At 36.6% G+C, this 19,954-nt stretch carries 18 protein-coding genes; 16 read left to right on the forward strand and 2 right to left on the reverse strand.

Annotated elements, in window-relative coordinates; all coding sequences use genetic code 11:
- Window position 1 precedes the first annotated feature (1 nt).
- From hprK to HNQ98_RS02590, 11 genes are all read left to right on the forward strand, one after another.
- Window positions 2-964 (forward strand): HPr(Ser) kinase/phosphatase, encoded by a 963-nt coding sequence (hprK, locus tag HNQ98_RS02540; protein WP_014974014.1) that lies wholly within the window; start codon window positions 2-4, stop codon window positions 962-964.
- Complete coding sequence (locus tag HNQ98_RS02545) at window positions 957-1,967, forward strand: NAD(P)H-dependent glycerol-3-phosphate dehydrogenase (RefSeq protein ID WP_014974015.1); 1,011 nt, start codon at window positions 957-959, stop codon at window positions 1,965-1,967. Before hprK ends, HNQ98_RS02545 begins: the two co-directional genes overlap by 8 nt.
- Window positions 1,968-2,015: 48 nt before the next feature.
- Window positions 2,016-2,888: a UTP--glucose-1-phosphate uridylyltransferase GalU gene (galU, locus tag HNQ98_RS02550; RefSeq protein WP_184284918.1), complete on the forward strand. Its 873-nt coding sequence runs from the start codon at window positions 2,016-2,018 to the stop codon at window positions 2,886-2,888.
- A 133-nt stretch (window positions 2,889-3,021) separates the two neighbouring features.
- Entirely contained in the window at window positions 3,022-3,975 is a 954-nt protein-coding gene (gene trxB / locus HNQ98_RS02555) for a thioredoxin-disulfide reductase (RefSeq protein ID WP_014974017.1), read from the forward strand.
- A 290-nt stretch (window positions 3,976-4,265) separates the two neighbouring features.
- A complete protein-coding gene (locus HNQ98_RS02560; RefSeq protein WP_014974018.1) occupies window positions 4,266-5,459 on the forward strand; it encodes an MFS transporter in 1,194 nt (397 codons plus the stop codon).
- 86 nt (window positions 5,460-5,545) lie between these two features.
- Complete coding sequence (gene gtfA / locus HNQ98_RS02565; RefSeq protein ID WP_014974019.1) at window positions 5,546-6,997, forward strand: sucrose phosphorylase; 1,452 nt, start codon at window positions 5,546-5,548, stop codon at window positions 6,995-6,997.
- 176 nt (window positions 6,998-7,173) lie between these two features.
- Window positions 7,174-8,874 carry a phospho-sugar mutase gene (locus tag HNQ98_RS02570; RefSeq protein ID WP_014974020.1) on the forward strand — a complete coding sequence of 567 codons (1,701 nt, stop codon included), beginning with the start codon at window positions 7,174-7,176 and terminating at the stop codon, window positions 8,872-8,874.
- A gap of 119 nt (window positions 8,875-8,993) precedes the next feature.
- A complete protein-coding gene (gene rplS / locus HNQ98_RS02575) occupies window positions 8,994-9,353 on the forward strand; it encodes a 50S ribosomal protein L19 (RefSeq protein ID WP_014974021.1) in 360 nt (119 codons plus the stop codon).
- A gap of 359 nt (window positions 9,354-9,712) precedes the next feature.
- Complete coding sequence (dinB, locus tag HNQ98_RS02580; RefSeq protein WP_014974022.1) at window positions 9,713-10,798, forward strand: DNA polymerase IV; 1,086 nt, start codon at window positions 9,713-9,715, stop codon at window positions 10,796-10,798.
- Between the two features lie 57 nt (window positions 10,799-10,855).
- Window positions 10,856-11,827, forward strand: coding sequence for a DHH family phosphoesterase (locus tag HNQ98_RS02585; RefSeq protein ID WP_014974023.1), 972 nt, complete (start codon window positions 10,856-10,858; stop codon window positions 11,825-11,827).
- Between the two features lie 54 nt (window positions 11,828-11,881).
- Entirely contained in the window at window positions 11,882-13,249 is a 1,368-nt protein-coding gene (locus HNQ98_RS02590; RefSeq protein ID WP_014974024.1) for a DEAD/DEAH box helicase, read from the forward strand.
- A 41-nt stretch (window positions 13,250-13,290) separates the two neighbouring features.
- On the opposite strand, the gene HNQ98_RS02595 is transcribed toward HNQ98_RS02590, so the two are convergent.
- Both HNQ98_RS02595 and HNQ98_RS02600 read right to left on the reverse strand, forming a co-directional pair.
- Window positions 13,291-14,115: an alpha/beta hydrolase gene (locus HNQ98_RS02595; RefSeq protein WP_014974025.1), complete on the reverse strand. Its 825-nt coding sequence runs from the start codon at window positions 14,113-14,115 to the stop codon at window positions 13,291-13,293.
- Window positions 14,105-15,325 (reverse strand): PTS sugar transporter subunit IIC, encoded by a 1,221-nt coding sequence (locus HNQ98_RS02600; protein ID WP_014974026.1) that lies wholly within the window; start codon window positions 15,323-15,325, stop codon window positions 14,105-14,107. Before HNQ98_RS02600 ends, HNQ98_RS02595 begins: the two co-directional genes overlap by 11 nt.
- A 156-nt stretch (window positions 15,326-15,481) precedes the next feature.
- Between HNQ98_RS02600 and HNQ98_RS02605 the strand changes: the two genes are divergently transcribed.
- From HNQ98_RS02605 to dltD, 5 genes are read left to right on the forward strand one after another with little or no spacing between them, the layout of a single operon-like run.
- A complete protein-coding gene (locus HNQ98_RS02605; RefSeq protein ID WP_014974027.1) occupies window positions 15,482-15,622 on the forward strand; it encodes a teichoic acid D-Ala incorporation-associated protein DltX in 141 nt (46 codons plus the stop codon).
- 15 nt (window positions 15,623-15,637) lie between these two features.
- Window positions 15,638-17,170, forward strand: coding sequence for a D-alanine--poly(phosphoribitol) ligase subunit DltA (dltA, locus tag HNQ98_RS02610; RefSeq protein ID WP_014974028.1), 1,533 nt, complete (start codon window positions 15,638-15,640; stop codon window positions 17,168-17,170).
- Window positions 17,163-18,368 carry a D-alanyl-lipoteichoic acid biosynthesis protein DltB gene (dltB, locus tag HNQ98_RS02615; protein ID WP_135197247.1) on the forward strand — a complete coding sequence of 402 codons (1,206 nt, stop codon included), beginning with the start codon at window positions 17,163-17,165 and terminating at the stop codon, window positions 18,366-18,368. Before dltA ends, dltB begins: the two co-directional genes overlap by 8 nt.
- 52 nt (window positions 18,369-18,420) lie before the next feature.
- Complete coding sequence (gene dltC / locus HNQ98_RS02620; RefSeq protein ID WP_014974030.1) at window positions 18,421-18,657, forward strand: D-alanine--poly(phosphoribitol) ligase subunit DltC; 237 nt, start codon at window positions 18,421-18,423, stop codon at window positions 18,655-18,657.
- Between the two features lie 4 nt (window positions 18,658-18,661).
- Window positions 18,662-19,945 (forward strand): D-alanyl-lipoteichoic acid biosynthesis protein DltD, encoded by a 1,284-nt coding sequence (gene dltD, locus HNQ98_RS02625; RefSeq protein WP_184284919.1) that lies wholly within the window; start codon window positions 18,662-18,664, stop codon window positions 19,943-19,945.
- Window positions 19,946-19,954 lie beyond the last annotated feature (9 nt).

Below are 19,954 nucleotides of genomic sequence, written 5' to 3' on the forward strand. Positions count from 1 at the left end.
AATGGCAAAAAATTCAGTGACAGTAAAACAATTAATCGAGAACACACGTTTAGAGATTATATCTGGTAAAGAATATCTAGAAAGGCCAATTACAACCGCAGATATTTCTCGCCCCGGTCTTGAAATGACAGGATATTTTAATTACTATGCACCAGAACGTGTGCAATTATTAGGTATTACGGAAACATCGTTTTCAGAGCGTATGGATCATGATGAGTTACTGATGGTTTATCGACGAATGGCTGACCAAAAGACACCAGCATTTGTGGTGTCAACAGGATTAGAAATTAGCGAAGAATTAAAACAAGCGGCAAAAGAAGCACATATTCCTATTTTAACGTCTACTTTAACATCGTCACGTATCTTATCAAATATGACCTATTATTTAGGTGGACAGTTAGCACCTAGAGAAAATGTACATGGTGTTTTGATTGATGTTCATGGCTTAGGTGTGCTAATTACTGGTGATGCAGGTATTGGTAAAACTGAAGCTGCCTTAGAATTAATTCAGCAAGACAAAGCACGTTTAGTTGCTGATGATCGTGTTGATATTTATCAAGAGGACGAAGAACGTTTAATTGGCGAACCCAGCGCAGTTTTGCGCAATATGATGGAAGTTCGTGGGGTTGGAATCATTGACGTGCAGCAAGTTTACGGTGCTGTTTCTGTGCGTTCTCATGCAACGATTGCACTTAATATTCATCTTTCTAGTGGCAAAATCGGTGAAGCCAATTTTGATCGACTAGGGAATGATAATGATACCTTGGAAATCTTAGGTGTTAAAATTAAGCGTATGATTGTGCCAGTAACACCTGGTCGTAACACGGCAAGTGTAATTGATGCCGCCGCAGTTAAGTTTAGGACTGCCAATATGGGAATTGATGCATTAAAAACGTTGGAAGAACGTATGACCGCAGAGATGGTTAAAAATGAGAAGATAGATTTGGAGAATAAAAATGACTAAAATAGCAGTGCTGGGTGCTGGCTCATGGGGGACTGCGTTAGCTAATACTGCTGCAGAAAATGGACATGATGTACGTTTGTGGACACATAATACGGATCAAGCAGAAGAGATAAACACACAGCATACAAATACAAAGTATTTACCCCAAGCTAAATTGATCGATAAACTTATGGCAACTAGTAATATGGCTTTAGCAGTTTCGGATGTCGAGATTGTTTTGAGTGTTGTACCAACAAAAGCAGTCCGTGAAGTGGCTAAACAGCTGGGTGAAGTTTTAAAGAAACAATCCCATACTGTTATTTTAGCTCATGCAACTAAAGGATTAGAACAGGGCACGTATAAGCGTATTTCAGAAATGTTAGCAGAAGAAGTGCCAGCGTTATATCGTTCAGCTTTGGTTGTGGTCTCTGGACCATCCCATGCTGAAGATGTTATCAAACATGATTTGACAGCGGTGTCTATTGCTAGTTCTGATGAATCAGCAGCGCGCTTGCTGCAAAAAGTTTTATCCAATAATACATTCCGAGCATATACAAATGATGATTTATTAGGTTCAGAGTTATTTGCGGCATTAAAAAATATAGTAGCTATTGGTTCAGGTGCATTAATTGGCTTAGGCTATGGTGCCAATGCACAAGCAGCTTTACTAACTAGAAGTTTGGTAGAGATGCGTGCTTTAGGTTTAGCCATGGGAGCGAAAGAAAAGACATTGTACGAGTTAGCTGGTATCGGTGATCTTATTGTGACGGGTATGTCACCGAATTCTAGAAATTATCGTGCAGGTCTAGGATTAGGACAAGGAAAGACTTTAGAGCAGGTTGAAAGTGACATGGGTATGGTCATTGAAGGTGTCAATACAACAAAAGCTGTATACGACTTTGCTCAGGATTACAAAGTAGACATGCCAATTACCGTTGCTATTTATCAAGTCTTGTATGAAAATAAACCTATTCGCGAAGCTATTTCTGATTTGATGGGACGACCGCTAAAATCAGAAGACTAATGTCGGTCTATTATTTCTAAACTTTGAATATAGAAAGAGAGTATTATAATGAAACCAGTACGTAAAGCAATTATTCCCGCAGCCGGATTAGGCACACGTTTTTTGCCAGCTACAAAGGCATTGGCAAAGGAAATGTTACCAATTGTTGACACACCAACAATTGAATATATCGTTCGTGAAGCAATTGCCTCAGGTATTGAAGATATTGTCATTGTTGATGGTAAGTCAAAGCGATCAATTGAAGATCATTTTGACTCAAACCCTGAGTTGGAAAATAATTTACGAGAAAAAGGCAAGGAAGAGCTGTTAAAGGTAGTCGAAGAAACAACAGATATCAATATATACTTCATTCGCCAATCACATCCTAAGGGCTTGGGGGATGCTGTTCTAACAGCGAAAGCATTTATTGGCGATGAACCATTTGTTGTTCTCCTCGGTGATGATTTAATGGAAGATGATGTACCACTAACAAAGCAGTTGATACAACGTTATGAAGAAACTGGTGAATCAACCTTGGCAGTGATGCAAGTACCACGTGATCAGGTCTCAGAATATGGTGTTATTGATCCAGCCGCCGAAGCATCTGACGGACTGTACCGCGTTAAGTCATTTGTTGAAAAGCCAAAGCCCGAGGATGCACCATCAAACTTAGCTATTATCGGTCGTTATTTGTTAACACCAGAAATTTTTGAAGAGTTAGAAAATACACAACCTGGTAAGGGAAATGAAATCCAGTTAACTGATGCTATTGATTCATTAAATAATCGTCAACATGTTTACGCGCATGAATTTAAGGGTAATCGTTATGATATTGGATCAAAGATTGGCTTTTTGGAAACTAATATTGAGTTTGGCTTAAAGCACCCTCAAACAAAAGATAAGTTACGTGCCTATATTAAAGAAATCGCTTCAAAATTATAATCAATAAATTAGAATCGGGCTAATCTCGATTTTTTTAGTTAACTTGGCTTTTAAATAATCAGGTTACTCGACAAAAGAATTAAACACGTGTAGACTAAATGTAACTAAAAGTAAGTAAAGCGAGGCCACTTAAATGGTAGAATACAAACAATATGATGTGATCATTATTGGTGCTGGACCTGCAGGTATGACAGCAGCAACATATGCATCACGTGCTAATTTATCTGTTTTGATGTTGGACCGTGGTATTTATGGTGGTCAAATGAATAACACAGCCGAAGTAGAAAATTATCCAGGATTTAATTCAATTATGGGACCAGATTTGGCAGAAAAAATGTATGCCTCATCTACTCAGTTTGGTGCTGAATATGGTTTTGGTACCGTTGAAAGTATCGAAATGGCTGGTGATTTAAAGATAGTTCACACAGATATGGATCATTATATTGCTAAAGCAATTATCATTGGTACTGGATCAGAACATATTCATTTAGGTGTTACCGGTGAAGAAGATTATCAAGGCCGTGGTGTGAGTTATTGTGCAGTTTGTGATGGGGCTTTTTTCCGTGATGAGGATGTGCTGGTTATTGGCGGTGGTGATTCGGCTATCGAAGAAGGATTATATTTAACTAATTTAGCCAAGTCTGTTACTGTATTACATCGACGTGATAAATTACGTGCACAACAAATCATTCAAGACCGTGCATTTGCTAATGATAAAATTAATTTTAAATGGCATACTGAAGTTGTGGGAATTATTGGTGATAAAGAAAAGGTTACTGGTGTAACAGTCATTAATAACCAAACACAGGAAAAATCACATATTGATGCCAGTGGTATTTTCATTTATGTTGGTTTGGAACCCAATACACAAGTTTTTGGCAATTTAAATATTACTAATGATGAAGGTTGGATAATTACAGACGAACATATGCAAACAAGTATTCCTGGCATTTTCGCTATTGGGGACGTACGTGCCACAGAATTACGTCAAATTACCACAGCAGTTGGTGATGGCGGTGTAGCTGGTCAGGGTGCTTATGATTATATTAGTCAATTATCAGTACAAGATACAGATAAAGTGAAATAATCGTAAAAGCAGAAACAGGATACGCTGTTTCTGCTTTTTTGTGATTTTATCAAATAATAGTATAAAATTAATATAAAAAATTTTTTCTAATAAAAATAGTAATAAAGGTGTAAAAATAATATTGTAACTCTAATGAAAGTTTCTGTAAAGTGATTTTATAAGTTACATTCTATAAAACGTTTGACAATTAAACTGCAAGCGATTACAATTATTTGTGTTAACTTGCACAAGTAATTGTTTTGCGCAAAAAAGGAACCGGTTCTAAACCGGTATACTCAAGGAGAATAATAATGCAAAGTCAAGATAAGTGGATAACCAAAATTGCGTTTCTTGGTATTTCATTCATGTTAACCAGTGCATATGCGATTAATGGGGCTATGCCTCATATGACCAAAGCACTTGGTGTTTCAGCAACAGAGGTACAAGCGCTGGCAACGACACCATCAATTGTGGTAACTGTATTTGTGTTACTCAGTTCATTTATTGCTGCGAAGTTAGGTGATAAGCGCACAATAATGCTTGGTATGTTGTTAGTTGGTTTTTCTGGTGTAGTGCCATTCTTTGTTACATCATACCCAGTTATTCTTATATCTCGTATGGTTTTAGGTGCCGGTTTTGGTATTTTTAATTCATTAGCTGTATCAATGATCGCGGTGATGTATCAAGGTAACACACGAGCTACAATGCTTGGCTGGCGTGCGGCAGTTGAACAAATTGGACAGGCAGTGTTAACTTTTGTTGCTGGTTTATTGCTGAACTTTGGTTGGCAAGCTACTTTCTTAGTTTATTTATTAGCTTTTCCAATTTTATATCTCTTTTATATCCGCGTACCTGACACAACAGAAATGTTGGCAGAAAATCAAAATAAAAAAACAGGAACTAATATTCCAGTATCATCACCTGAATCAATTAGCCCACTTGTTTGGGTATTAACACTATTTGCTGCTTTCCTAGTGATTGATTATATGGCAATTCAATTGAGTTTTCCATTTATGGCACAAAACTTGGGTGTTGGTGGCTTGCTTGTATCAACTATCTTGTCTTTGATGCTTGTGGCAGCTATGGTCGGTGGACTTGTTTACGGTGGTATTCAAAAAATATTTGGTCGTTTTACATTGCAAGTTGGGTTACTACTCATGGCAGTTTCTAACGCACTAGTGATGTTGTCAGATGGTAATTTTATTATACTAACCATTGGTGTGTTACTAATTGGATTCCCAATGCAGTTAATTTCACCATTCATATTTAGTCAGTTACCTAATTTGGCACCGTTGAAAAAACAGCCATTTGTGACTTCAATTGTGTTAATTGGATTTAACGTCGGCGTGTTCATTGAACCATTTGTTATTTCATTTTTGGCAGGGGTCATGGGACATCCAACAACTAGTGTATCTGCTGCTGCTTATACAACACTTCCATTATTGATCGTTATTTTGCTTATCATAACAGTAGTAACATTTATAGTAGGTCGTAAAAAAAGTTAATAAAGTTTGCGCGGCAGGTGGCGCACTATAAGTAACCTTAAATTGATTGAAAAATTATATAACTTACACAAGGAGAACAAAAAATCATGAAAAAGCTTACAAATGAAGCGATGCTTATCACATATGCTGATTCACTCGGTAAGAACTTGAAGGAATTAAACCAAGTTTTGTCAAACGAATTGGATGGTGTTGTTGGTGGTGTGCACGTCTTACCATTCTTCCCATCAACAGGGGATCGCGGATTTGCACCTGAAGAATATGAAACAGTTGACCCAAAGTTTGGTGACTGGTTTGACATCGATAAGTTGGCAGATAAGTACTACTTGATGTTTGATTTTATGTTGAACCATATTTCACCACAATCAAAGTACTTCCAAGACTTTTTGGAAAAGAAAGAGGAATCAGAATATTATGACATGTTCTTGAAGTATTCTGAATTCTGGCCAGAAAACCGCCCAACTGAAGCGGATATTGACATGATTTACAAGCGTAAGGATAAAGCACCATTTGCACCTGTTACTTTCGCTGACGGCACAACAGATCAAGTTTGGAATACATTTGGTGATCAACAAATGGATTTGGATGTAACCAAAGAAGTTACAAAAAAGTTCATCAAGGATTCATTAGTTAACTTGGCACATCATGGTGCTTCTGTTATCCGTTTAGATGCCTTTGCTTATGCTATTAAGAAGTTGGATACAAACGATTTCTTCGTTGAACCTGAAATTTGGGAAATATTAGATGAAGTCCGTGCTATCTTAACTGCTGAAGGTTCAGAAGTTTTGCCTGAAATTCATGAACATTACACTATTGTTCGTAAGATTACAGAACATGACATGTATTCATATGACTTTGCTTTGCCATTGATTACATTGTATTCATTGTACTCAGGTAAGACGAATCGCATTGCTGACTGGTTGCGTCAAAGCCCAATGAAGCAATTCACAACATTAGACACGCATGATGGTATTGGTGTTGTTGATGCTAAGGACTTGTTGACGCAAGAAGAAACTGACTTTACTACTGAAGAAATGTACAAAGTTGGTGCTAATGTTAAGAAGATTTTCTCTTCAGCAGCATACAATAACTTGGATATTTACCAAATTAATACAACTTACTATTCAGCATTGGGTAACAACGATGCATCATACTTGCTAGCCCGTGCAACACAAATTTTCGCACCTGGTATTCCACAAATTTACTATGTTGGTTTACTTGCTGGTGAAAATGATATTGAATTATTAGAAAGTTCAAAAGAAGGTCGTAATATCAACCGTCATTATTATGATTTGGCTGAAATTGCTGAAACAACAAAGCGTCCTGTTGTTTCAAACTTGTTTGATCTATTGCGTTTCCGTAACACAAGTGCTGCCTTTGACTTGGATGGTTCAATCGAAGTTGTTAACAACGGCGAAAATGAATTAACTGTTACACGTACATCAGCAGATGGTAAGACAACTGCCACACTAGATGCTAACTTTGCAACTAAAGAATTCACTGTGACTGAAAATGGTGAAGAAATTTTTGCAACAAAGTAATAGGTTAAAAAAGCGCTTCGGCGCTTTTTTGGTAGAAATAGAAATGATTGTTTGTTGATTACGTATTATAAACATTGCAGAAAGATACGTATAGGGCTATTATTACTGAGTGATTTGAGCGCAAGTAAGTCGAACTTTGTTATAATTAAGTTTAGAAATATAAATAGGAGAAAAACATGAGCTATCAAAAAAAATTAGCACTATGGCAGGCTGCACAACTACCTGATTATTTGGCTAAAGATTTAGAAAAGTATACACCAGAAGAACAAGAAGATGCATTTTATCAGAACTTGAGTTTTGGGACAGCTGGTATGCGTGGCGTTTTGGGTGCGGGTACGAATCGTATAAATATTTTTACAGTTCGTCAAGTAACAGAAGCGTTAGCTCGTTATATTGATGCACAAGGTGTAACAGCTCAAAAACGTGGTGTAGCAATTAGTTTTGACTCACGTCATTTTTCACCGGAATTTGCTTCAGATGCAGCAGCTGTTTTATCAGCGCATGGGATCAAATCATATTTGTTTAGCAGTTTACGACCAACTCCTGAACTATCCTTTGCTGTTCGTGAGCTAAATGCTTTTGCTGGTATTATGATCACTGCATCACATAATCCTAAAGAATATAATGGCTACAAGGTCTATGGTGAAGATGGCGGACAAATGGTACCAGAAGCTGTTAATATCGTAGTCGAAGAACTTGAGAAAGTGTCTGATGTATTTAGCATAAAACTTGATGAATCAAGAGCTAATGTTGAAATCATTGATCAAGTCATTGATGATAAATATTTGGAAAAGATGACCACAGTCACAGTGGATAAAGCTCTAGTTGCCAAAGAAGGTGCTTCATTAAAGTTTGTTTATTCGCCACTTCATGGTACGGGTCAATATATCGGTGAAAAAGCGCTGCAACAAGCAGGATTTACCAACTATTCAATTGTTAAAGAACAAGCAGTCATTGATGGTGATTTTCCAACTGTTAAAAAGCCAAATCCTGAAGATGCAGCTGCATTAGAATTAGCGATTGAATATGCTAAACGTGACGGGGCAGATGCGGTTGTCGCCACAGATCCTGATGCTGATAGAATGGGTACTGCTGTTAAATTAGCTGATGGTACATTCCAAGTATTAACTGGTAATCAAATTGCGGCAGTCTTGGTTAATTATTTGTTAACTGCTAAGAAAAAGACTAATACATTACCTGCTGATGGTGCAATTGTGACATCTATTGTATCTTCACGATTTGCTTCAACAGTTGCTGAGAGCTTTGGTGTAACAACTGCTGATGTATTAACAGGATTTAAGTATATCGCTGCAACAATTGATGAATATGAAGCTACAAAATCAAACACATTTTTGTTTGGCTTTGAGGAGAGTTTTGGTTATCTTGTAAAGCCATTCTCACATGATAAAGATGCTATTCAAGCGTTGGTATTGTTTGCAGAAGTGGCAGCTTATTATAAGTCACAAGGTAAGACATTTGCAGATGGGGTACAAGAATTATTTGAAAAGTTTGGTTATTTTGAAGAAAAGACAATCAGTTTAGACTTCCCAGGTATTCATGGTAATGATGAAATGGCCGCAATTATTGCCAAATTCCGTGATAATCAACCAGAAACCATTGGTGGCGTGGCAGTTACGCGCATTCAAGACTTTTCAACTGCTACTGAAACACGGGCTGACCGCACAAGCATCACGTTACCACAACCTAAAGCAAATGTTTTGAAGTATTGGTTAGCTGATGGTTCATGGGTTGCTGTACGACCATCTGGAACAGAACCAAAGCTAAAATTCTACATTGGGGTTGTATCAGATACACAAGAAAAATCACAGGCAAAAATCAATGTGATTGCTGATGATTTGATGTCGTACGCTAAATAACATTAGACAAATTATTTAATATTTGATATAATTAAAGACGGCTTAGTTGCCAAATTAACGGTAATCCGCTGTGCGTTAAGCCCAAGGGCAAGTGTAAGATTATCGACTAGGAGAAGACCATGCGTCAAAATAGTATTTTAGAAAATGTTACCTCAGTACAGTTACGTTCAGACATTCCTGAGTTCCGTGCTGGTGATACTGTTAAAGTATTCGCCAAGATTGTCGAAGGTTCACGTGAACGTGTTCAATTGTTTGAGGGTGTTGTTATTAAGCGTAAGGGTGCTGGAATTCAAGCAACTTACACTGTACGTAAGATTTCATCAGGTGTTGGTGTGGAACGTACTTTTGCATTGCACTCACCACGTGTTGAAAAGATCGAAGTTACTCGCTTTGGTGCCGTACGTCGTGCCAAGTTGTACTACTTGCGTTCATTGCAAGGTAAAGCAGCTCGTATCAAGGAACGTCGTCGCGACGTATAATCTTTCTAAAAATATCCCTCGGGATATTTTTTGTTTGACCAATTAAATGATGATTTTTATATAGTTATTTATGTTTTGTCATTTTCATGTAATCAAATCGCAAGATTTATGATATATAAATTGTAACGTAAGGGTATATAATTAATACATACTCAAATAACATTTGAGTTTCATTACTCCCCCCAGTAATGCTTCAATCAGCTCCCCCAATTACTGATTGATTCAATTGATAGTTTCGGCTATCATCCCCCTGACCATTGCCCTCTTCGGTCAGGGGTTTTTTTTGTAAAAATATGAATAGTAGTTGTTTGAACAGAGTTTTGAGCGAACTTTTGTTCGCTTTATGCTAAAATAGGATTATGCCAGAGTTTTTGATAACAACTGATACCCGTAAAATTCTACACGTAGATCTTGATGCTTTTTATGCGCAGGTTGAAATGCGGGACAACCCGTTTTTGCGGGACAAGCCGTTAATTATTGCACGTAATCCAGAAGAATCAGGTGGACGTGGTGTCGTGGCGACAGCGAATTATATGGCACGACAACTTGGTGTACATTCAGCAATGAGCTCAGTTGAAGCCAAAAAATTAGCGCCCAATGCAGTGTTTTTATCGCCGAATTTTGTTAAATACAAAGCAATTTCTAAACAAGTGCATGATATTTTCTATCAAGTGACAGAAAAAGTTGAACCTGTAGCTTTCGATGAAGCCTATTTGGATGTGACAGCATTACCGCAATCAGGTGCAAGCATTGCTGCAAAGATACGCCATGAAATTTTTAAAATCACACATTTGACTAGTTCAGTTGGGGTATCTCATAATAAGTTATTAGCTAAGTTAGGATCGGAATATAATAAACCAAATGGCGTCACGGTCATTACAATCGATAACATGTTAGCGTTTCTCGATGACCTACCTATTGGTGAATTTCGTGGTGTCGGTAAAAAAACTGAAGCGCACTTTGAAAAATTGCATATTAACAATGGGGCACAGTTACGTCAGATGTCACATGAGAATCTACGTGCTTTATTTGGTAAAATGGGTGAACATTTCTATTGGCAAGCACGTGGGGTTCATTTTGGAGAAGTTCAGTGGCAACGTCAGCGTCAGTCTATAGGTAAAGAAGAAACGTTTGATAAAATGTTACACCGAGAATTTGAAATCCAATCAGAATTTAGAAAATTAGCTTTTGGTGTGATTAAGATTATGACAGAACGACACATTGTTGGTCGTACACTCAATATTAAAATACGTGATGATATGTTCAATACAGTGACACGTGCTATAACTTTGACAGAACCATGGCAACTCTCGGAAGATGTGTTAGTCAAACAAGCACAAAATATTTTTGATGAAGTGATGGGGACATCATTTTCGATTCGATTATTAGGTATTTCCATGAGTAATTTACAATCGAATACATTTGAAGAAATGACGTTGTTTTAAACATGGTATACTAATATGTAGTAATAAATATACCTCTAAATTTAGAAAGATAAAATAATGGCAACGATTGAAGAACAGTTACTTGAACAAATTAAACACTATGATACAATTATTATTCATCGACATCAGCGACCTGATCCAGATGCATATGGGTCACAATTAGGACTTAAGGCATTGTTGAAAGCCAGTTTCCCAGAGAAAAACATTTACGCAGTTGGTAAGGCTGTGCCTGGTTTATCTTGGATGAGTGATGATGAGCACTTCATGGATGACATACCAGATAAAACTTATCGTAATGCTTTGGTTATCATGGTTGATACAGCTAATGCACCACGTATCGACGATCAACGGTGGCAAAATGGTTTAGAAACAATCAAAATTGATCACCATCCAAATGATGATGCTTATGCTGATTGGCAGTGGGTCAAAGAGGGTCATTCGGCGACCAGTACAATGATATACGAATTTTATGAAGTCCTAAAGAATCAAGGATTGGTTATGACGGCTGAAGCAGCCAGGTTGCTTTATATTGGTATTTTAGGTGATACAGGTCATTTCATGTACAGTATGGATAAGGAAACATTTCGTGTAGTTTCAGAGTTATTTGGTTATAATTTTGATTATGAATCAATTCACCATAATATGGCAACAATTTCTGAAAATGCCGCAAAATTGTCAGGTTATGTTTTACAAAATCTAACACTGTTACCATCCGGATTAGCATATATTGTGTTAACTAAAGAACTTGTAAAGCAGTTTGATTTAGGCGAGGCAGGCACTTCTTTTGTTGTGTCATTACCTTCTAAAATTGATCGTGTCAAGGCATGGGCGATATTTGAAGAACAAGATGAGGGAAATTATCGTGTGCGCCTACGATCACGTACAATTGTGATTAATAAAATTGCTAATCAATTTGAGGGTGGCGGACATCCGATGGCTTCAGGTGCTTGGGCACAGACCAGCGAGGATATTGATCGTCTACTCCATGTGTTAGACAAGTCACTCGTTGCAACATATGGTGTAGAATAGAAAGAAACAAGCGATGAGGGTATCGTTTGATAAGACTGAAAGTAGAGAAAATTGATGGCAGAAGCTGCAAACCAATTTGGACAATTTAACTTAAAACCAGAAATTATTAGTGTATTAACAGCGATAGGTTTTACAACACCAACACCAGTGCAAGCAAAATTAATTCCTGATGTATTACAAGGACGAGATGTGGTTGGACAATCACAGACTGGTTCAGGAAAGACACATACTTTTTTGATACCAATTTTTAATCAATTAGAAAGTGATCAACATTATGTGCAGGCAGTGATTACAACCCCTTCTCGTGAATTAGCTGCACAGATTACTAAGGCAACAAAGCTTTTTGCCGAAAAATTAGACCAAAACATTACCATTTCGGAGTTTGTCGGGGGTACAGATAAATTACGACAAATTAAGCAACTTGAGAAGCAACAACCACAAATTGTCATTGGTACACCAGGGCGAATTAAAGATTTAGTTACATCTGGGGCATTGAAGTTACATGCCGTTAAGCAATTAGTTGTAGATGAAGCTGATATGACGCTAGATATGGGATTTTTAAGTGAAGTAGATTTCATTGCAGGTGCCATGCCAGAAGCTCTACAAACTTTAGTATTCAGTGCAACTATGCCAGAAAAGCTCAAACCTTTCTTAAAAAAGTATCTAGATAATCCTCATTTTGAATCAATCCCAGTGTCAACGGTTATTGCTGACACAATTGATAATTGGTTATTAGCCACTAAATCAAAAGATAAAAATGACGTGATTTATCAGGTTTTGACTACTGGTAATCCTTATTTAGCTTTAGTTTTTGCCAATACTAAAGAACGTGTTAAAAACATTGCATCAAACTTACGTGGTCGCGGATTAAAAGTAGCAGAAATTCATGGTGATATTGAACCGCGTGAACGTCGTCGCGTCATGAAGGCTATTCAAAATTTGGAATATCAGTATGTGATTGCAACTGATTTGGCAGCGCGAGGAATTGATATTGCAGGTGTTTCTCATGTAATTAATGACGAGATTCCTGATGAGCTTGAGTTCTTTGTCCATCGTGTTGGTCGTACCGGACGTAATGGGTTACCAGGATTAGCTATTACGTTATATGGACCTGATGAAGAAGCGGAAGTTGCTGAGTTAGAGGCATTAGGCATCAACTTTAAAGCCAAGCGCATCGAAAATGGTGAATTTACTGATGTTAAGGATCGTCGTGCACGTAAGCAACGTGTTGCCACAACAAAAAAGCTTGATCCAACAATGGTTGGTATGGTGAAAAAGAAGAAAAAAATAGTTAAACCAGGTTATAAGCGCCGTATTAAAAGTGCAATTAAGCGTCAGGACCAAATGGACCGACGTGTATCAAAACGAGAAGATATGCGAGCTGAACGTAAGGCTAATAAAAGGCGTGGACAAGATAAGTAAACAAAAAGGTTACCACAAGAAATTCTTGTGGTAACCTTTTTTTATTTATTTTGTGCATTTAAGGGATTGATAATATTAGTTTGTATCAATTTAACAATTTCGGGATTGTCTGGTAAATTCGAGTGCTGCGCATTATCACCGGAAACGGTGATTTGTGTATAAGCTTTGATGCGTTTTTGATAAATGTATCTACCAGCGATAACGCTTTGAATTGGCACGAGACCGTCATTTGTATAATCGTCAGTACCGGCAATTGAAAACATTGTTAAATCAGGCGGTAATTTGTCACTTGCTTGGATGAAATCTTTTAACATTTCAGTACGTTGTTGTAATGAGGGTTCTGAAAAATTAAAAGGTGTACCTAAAGTCATTAAAGTTGGTAAGTTAAAAGTTTGGCGATCATAATATTTTTCAAGGTAATTTGTCCAAATGAGACCGCCATTAGAATGGCCAACGGCTGAAAATGTTTTAAAATGGTAGCGTTCTTGCAATGACGTTAAGGCGGTTGTTAACCATTTAGTTTGCTTTTTGATGTTATTATAGCCATCATCATTATTTTCAAACCCAACAACAATAAACGGTTGCTGATCGTTGGCATTAATGTTACCTATATAAGTTAGTTTACCGTTACGATCCACCTGCACTTTTAAGACACTATGTGCTGGTGGTGTTTCATTGAGTAATGAGAATAACTGGTCAAAGCGATTAATAGTAGCGCTAGAGCCTGGAATGAAAATAATGGGTGTCATACGTGAATTCTGAATTTTAGCTTGGTTAGTACTTGTTTGAGTAACCCAGTGATTACCATATATGCCTAAAATAATGAGGAATACTAGACTGATGCCTAATATGATTTTATTTTTCATTTAATTCCTCCATGGTCAGTTGTTTAATGAATGGTTTGTATATTAAAATAGATAAACCAAAAATAATGATAGTGACAATAATGGCACTAAGGTGACTGTTACTAGCTAAAGTAGGGGTCAATATGGTTGGCATACCAACTGGTGTCATAAATACTGGTGGCGCCATTAAGTGTAGAGCAATGGTGAGGTAACTAATTGTTATGCTCATGATACTGACTAAAATCATAGGCACTAGTATGAGAGGACGCAAAAACATCGGCAACCCATTATATAGTAGTTGATTATTATTAAATAAGCTTGGAAACCACGAAATAAGCCCTAATTGTCGGTGCCTTTTTGAATGTGCAAATAATAATAAAATACTGATGACTAAACTATTTCCGATACCGCCAAATAAACTAAAAGCACCATAAGTGCTATAAAGATTTTCTGGGAAAGGCAGTAGTACATTTGCATGACTTAACATCGTATCTAAGTTTAACACGACAACATTAAGTGTTGTTTGGTCGCTCATTAATTCTGTTGGTAGACGTAAGCCAAGTACGAAGAGAATAGGTGTTAATAAAGCAACTAGCAGCAGACCAATAAATGACGTGAAAAATGGTTGATATAAGATTTCAGATAACCAAATTTGTATATTTGATTGTTGCACAATTGGATGAGCGCTAACACATAACATGATGATAAAGCCAGACCATAATAAATACCGAATGGCATAGGGTTGTACATTGGGATTCATTCGCTTTTGGTACCAATTGTAACTTTGACTACTAAATAAAGTAACACCAGTTAATAGTAAATACTGCATGGTGCTGTGATCAGGAATTTGATATTTCTCAACAAGTAAAAAATAAGTTGCAACGACATTTGTTAAAATAGGGACAATGACATGTTTAACATTTCTAACCGTAAGGAAACTGTGCGTCAGACTAGTGACATAAACCATAACTACAATGGTATCAAGTATACTTAAGGCAAATTGTGACTGAGTGGGATTGGCAATTGAATGAAAAAATGATAAATGAACATTGAATACATTAGCAAAAAGAGAATCAGGTGAGAAAAAAAGTTTAAATATCAATCTTAGATAGACATCAATTGCTAATATTGGGAGCGTTTGCTTCATAGCAATTCTAACAGCTTGCATCGTTCTTTTTTGATATATTTTTTGATCCCAGTTTAGGATCAAGTTCATTAAATAGGTTGCCATGCTACTACTCCAATATCATTATTAATCTCACAACATAATACTTTTTACTTTACTGAGTCAACTATGCTATAATAGTTTCAATTGTTCTTCATAGCATATTTTACTATTTACTATGTTGATTATACATTAAAATCAAAGACTCGGGGGAGACAGAGCATGTTTCAACGTTTTTTTCAGCGGCCAGTGGTTAATTTTATTAGTCGGTCATTATTCTATTTTGTTATTATCTTAATACTTGTTTATTTATATAGTTATTCAGGTGTTGGTGGTGGGCACTTTATTTATAACGAATTTTAACTGGGGGAATGAATCATGGTTATTAACAATGTCATCAAGGTCATTGACCAATTTGCGCAATCAAATGGTAAACGTATTGCTTATGATGAATTAGGTGATACACACACTTACGAGGAATTAAAAGTAGTTTCAGATCATTTAGCTGCCTTTATTGATAATTCAAATATTTCTGACAAGGCACCTATTATGATTTATGGTGGCCAGCAATTTGCTATGATTGCTAGTTTTCTAGGTAGTGTTAAATCAGGGCACGCCTATATACCGGTTGATGTTAACTCAGCAGACGAGCGGTTATTAGATATTCTTGAAATAGGACAACCAGGATTAGTTATAGCTATTGATAAATTACCAATTAATATTGAGAATGTACCAGTGATTAACAGCTCAAAATTAAAAGATATATTCGATACGCCAGCAGAATATCAGTTAACACATCCTGTAACTGAAAATGATAATTTTTATATTATTTTTACATCGGGTACTACTGGTAAGCCAAAAGGTGTGCAAATTTCACACAATAATTTACTGAGTTTTGCCAATTGGATGCTGGGGGATGATTTTGGTTGGGATGCTGAAAGCAATGTATTATCACAACCGCCATATTCATTTGATTTATCTGTCATGGATTGGGTACCAACTTTATTATCACAAGGTACTTTAAAAGCCGTACCCAAGGATGTTTCAGATGATTTCAAAACACTGTTTACTACGTTGCCAACCCTTGAACTTAATCGCTGGGTGTCTACACCATCATTTGCAGATGTGGCATTGTTAGATCCTGAATTTAATCAAACAACACATCCAAACCTGAGGGCTTTTTATTTCTGCGGTGAAGTACTCACCAAAACAACAGCAGAGAAGTTACTTGATCGTTTTCCAGATACAAAAGTATACAATACATATGGACCGACTGAAGCAACTGTCGCGGTTACTAGTTTAGAAATTACCAAAAAAATTATCGCACAAAATGATAAGATGCCAATTGGTTATGTTAAAAACGATACAACAATCACAATCCGTGATGCTGACGGTGCCTTGCTTGACGATGGGCAAGCTGGTGAAATTGTTATTGCCGGTCCTTCTGTCTCAAAGGGATACTTAAATAATGCTGAAAAAACAGCCGCCGCCTTTACAACAATTGATGGTGTGCAAGCATATCGGACAGGTGACCTTGCAGTAAAGGATGCAGATGGCTTGTTACACTATAAAGGTCGCAGTGATTTCCAGATTAAATTGCATGGATTCCGCATTGAACTAGAGGAAGTTGCTCAACAATTACAACAAAGCCAATGGGTTGAACAAGCAGTCGCAGTACCACGCTATGATGCAGATGGCAAAGTTAAGCAATTATTGGCTATTATCGTTGCAAATACCCATCATTTTGAAAAACCTATTCAATTGACGCAAGCCATTAAGTTAGAACTTGAGAACGTGATGATGCCATATATGGTCCCTAATCGTTTTATGTATCGAGAAAGCTTACCACTTACGCCTAATGGTAAGATCGATTTGAAAGGGTTGATTACTGAGGTGAATGGTAATGCTTAACATACAACCCTATGCTGATCCAAAATACTTTGTCATTTTGTTATTAGCGTTAGCCCCATTAGCAATTGGTTTGTATTTTGGGAAACGTTTTGCTTTGTATGAAGTGATTGTGTCGCTTGTTTTTATTTTCCTTATGTTTAACGGGTCAAAGTATCATGAAGGCTACGCACTTGTCATATACATGATATGGCAGTGGCTACTGGTATGGGCGTATACGTTATACCGAAAAAAGTCAAATAACAGTTGGGTCTTTTATGGTGCAACGTTTCTAGGTGCTCTACCTCTAGTTCTGATTAAAATTGCCCCGGCAGCAAATTGGACGCATGTGTCTACATTATTAGGATTTATGGGTATTTCTTACCTGACATTCCGTTCTGTTGCTATGATTATGGAAACACGTGATGGTTCGATTAAAGATTTTGATCCTTGGTTATTCTTACGCTTTATGCTATTTATGCCAGCCATTTCATCAGGACCAATTGATCGGTACCGTCGTTTTGTGAAAGATATAGTCACTGTACCAACGCGTGAAAAATATGTAGCTATGCTTGAAAAAGCTGTTTGGTACTTTTTCCTAGGATTTTTATATAAATTTATTCTGGCATATATTCTGGGTACATTGCTATTACCTCATGTAGAACATTTGACTTTATTATCTGCAAGTGCACATCATGGATGGTCATGGTGGTTGATTGCTGTAATGTATGTTGATGGTTTATACTTATTCTTTGATTTTGCTGGTTATTCATTATTTGCTGTGGCAACAAGTTACGTTATGGGCATTGAGTTACCAATGAACTTTAATAAGCCGTTCCTAGCGAAAAATTTGAAAGATTTTTGGAATCGCTGGCATATGTCATTATCATTTTGGTTCAGAGATTATATCTTTATGCGCCTAGTATTCTTGATGATGAAAAAGAAGTGGTTTAAGAGTCGTGTAACCATATCAAATATTGCTTATATTGCTAATATGTTGATAATGGGATTCTGGCATGGATTAACATGGTACTATATTGCTTATGGGTTGTTCCATGGTGTTGGCTTAGTTATAAATGATGCGTGGTTACGATACAAGAAAAAGCATAACGTGCCACATAATAAGTTTACAGAGATACTTGCAATTATTATCACTTTCCATGTTGTTATGATCAGTTTCTTATTGTTCCTAGGATTTTTAGATAAATTGTGGTTTCAATGATTTGTGATAGAATGGTTTTAGTTGGTAGTATTTGAAGAAAGAGGAAAAAATAATGGCAGTAAAAGAAGAAGTAATTGATATTTTGAACACAATTATTGGTGAAGATATTAGTGACCAAATGGATGATGATTTTTTTGAAAGTGGCTTACTAGATTCAATGGCAACAGTCGAATTGTTGCTTGATTTAGAAGGTAAGTTCGATATTCAAGCACCCGTATCTGAATTTGATCGTAATGAATGGAACACACCTAATAAAGTTGTTAACAAAGTCGAGTCACTGATCGGATAACACAATGAAAAAACGGGGGCTTTGGTGGGTTTTTGGACCGGTGCTAGTAGCGTTTATTTTAATTGGCGCATTATTTTTAGCACCATTTTCCCTAAATCACACCACACAAAAGAATATTCAAGATGCATCAGTATCCTTTTCTAAAGATGTTGTTAAGGGACAGACAATTAAAACAGCGGCATTTAGTGATAAGCAAATGCGTTATGTACCATTTTTCGGATCAAGTGAGCTGTTACGTTTAGATACAATGCATCCAACAATGTTAGCTGAAAAGTATGATCGAAATTATCGTCCGTTTTTACTAGGACAAGCGGGAACAGAGTCATTAACGCATTATTTAAGTATGCAAGAAATGCAGCCGGCATTGCATAAAAAGCAAGCTGTGTTTGTTGTATCACGGCAATGGTTTACTAAAAAGCAAAGTAAGTTAGCTTTTTCAGAATTTTACTCACCGTTGCAAACGTTAAATTGGTTAAAAAGTATTCAACATATTACACCAACAGATCGTTATATAGCTCATGAGTTGTTGCAAGAAGCTAGAATCAAAAATAGTCCATTTTATGCTAATTTGGTGACAAAAATTAGTGGAAACAAATTACTATCAAATCACGATAAGAAAATTATTGCGTTACGATATCATACATTGTTGCGAGAAGATCAACTGTTTTCAAATGTAACGGTATCTAATAATTGGAACAAAAAAGTTATACCAGCAATGAAACATTTACCAGAGCAGGATGATGAAGATTCATTGTTGCATGAAGCAACACGTATTGGTAAAGCACAGACAACAAATAATTCGTTTGGTATTAAAAACTCGTTCTATAAATATCGTGTTAAAAACAATGTCAAAAAATTGGCTAATTCTCAAAAGCAATTTGACTATCGTCAATCAGAAGAATACGCTGATTTTCAAGCTGTGTTATCTGAATTTGCAAAACAACATACAGACGTACTATTTGTTATTCAACCAGTTAACCAAAAATGGGCAAATTATACTGGATTAAATAAAGAAATGTATTATCAAAGTGTCAATAAGGTTAAGCAACAATTAACATCACAGGGCTTTAATAATATTGCTGATTTCTCTCATGAGGGGAATAAAAAGTATTTCATGCAAGATACAATCCATATGGGTTGGAATGGTTGGGTAGCTGCTGATCGGCATATTAAGCCATTCTTAACTGATGGTTATCAGCCGACAAATTATCATATAAATGATCGCTATTTGACTCGTGAATGGCAAAATTTAATACCTACTGATGATAATTTATCTGAATTCAAATAAAAAACACCG

Origin of the sequence: Leuconostoc carnosum (assembly GCF_014207505.1) — a bacterium.
In the GTDB taxonomy this organism is placed as follows: Bacteria; Bacillota; Bacilli; order Lactobacillales; family Lactobacillaceae; genus Leuconostoc; species Leuconostoc carnosum.

Coding starts and splice junctions, on each gene's coding strand:
- HNQ98_RS02605 (WP_014974027.1), top strand. CDS start 15,482: ATGTTTCAACGTTTTTTTCAGCGGCCAGTGGTTAATTTTATTAGTCGG.
- HNQ98_RS02590 (WP_014974024.1), top strand. CDS start 11,882: ATGGCAGAAGCTGCAAACCAATTTGGACAATTTAACTTAAAACCAGAA.
- gtfA (WP_014974019.1), top strand. CDS start 5,546: ATGAAAAAGCTTACAAATGAAGCGATGCTTATCACATATGCTGATTCA.
- HNQ98_RS02600 (WP_014974026.1), bottom strand. CDS start 15,325: ATGGCAACCTATTTAATGAACTTGATCCTAAACTGGGATCAAAAAATA.
- HNQ98_RS02560 (WP_014974018.1), top strand. CDS start 4,266: ATGCAAAGTCAAGATAAGTGGATAACCAAAATTGCGTTTCTTGGTATT.
- dltD (WP_184284919.1), top strand. CDS start 18,662: ATGAAAAAACGGGGGCTTTGGTGGGTTTTTGGACCGGTGCTAGTAGCG.
- galU (WP_184284918.1), top strand. CDS start 2,016: ATGAAACCAGTACGTAAAGCAATTATTCCCGCAGCCGGATTAGGCACA.
- HNQ98_RS02545 (WP_014974015.1), top strand. CDS start 957: ATGACTAAAATAGCAGTGCTGGGTGCTGGCTCATGGGGGACTGCGTTA.
- trxB (WP_014974017.1), top strand. CDS start 3,022: ATGGTAGAATACAAACAATATGATGTGATCATTATTGGTGCTGGACCT.
- dinB (WP_014974022.1), top strand. CDS start 9,713: ATGCCAGAGTTTTTGATAACAACTGATACCCGTAAAATTCTACACGTA.
- dltB (WP_135197247.1), top strand. CDS start 17,163: ATGCTTAACATACAACCCTATGCTGATCCAAAATACTTTGTCATTTTG.
- rplS (WP_014974021.1), top strand. CDS start 8,994: ATGCGTCAAAATAGTATTTTAGAAAATGTTACCTCAGTACAGTTACGT.
- HNQ98_RS02570 (WP_014974020.1), top strand. CDS start 7,174: ATGAGCTATCAAAAAAAATTAGCACTATGGCAGGCTGCACAACTACCT.
- HNQ98_RS02595 (WP_014974025.1), bottom strand. CDS start 14,115: ATGAAAAATAAAATCATATTAGGCATCAGTCTAGTATTCCTCATTATT.
- hprK (WP_014974014.1), top strand. CDS start 2: ATGGCAAAAAATTCAGTGACAGTAAAACAATTAATCGAGAACACACGT.
- HNQ98_RS02585 (WP_014974023.1), top strand. CDS start 10,856: ATGGCAACGATTGAAGAACAGTTACTTGAACAAATTAAACACTATGAT.
- dltC (WP_014974030.1), top strand. CDS start 18,421: ATGGCAGTAAAAGAAGAAGTAATTGATATTTTGAACACAATTATTGGT.
- dltA (WP_014974028.1), top strand. CDS start 15,638: ATGGTTATTAACAATGTCATCAAGGTCATTGACCAATTTGCGCAATCA.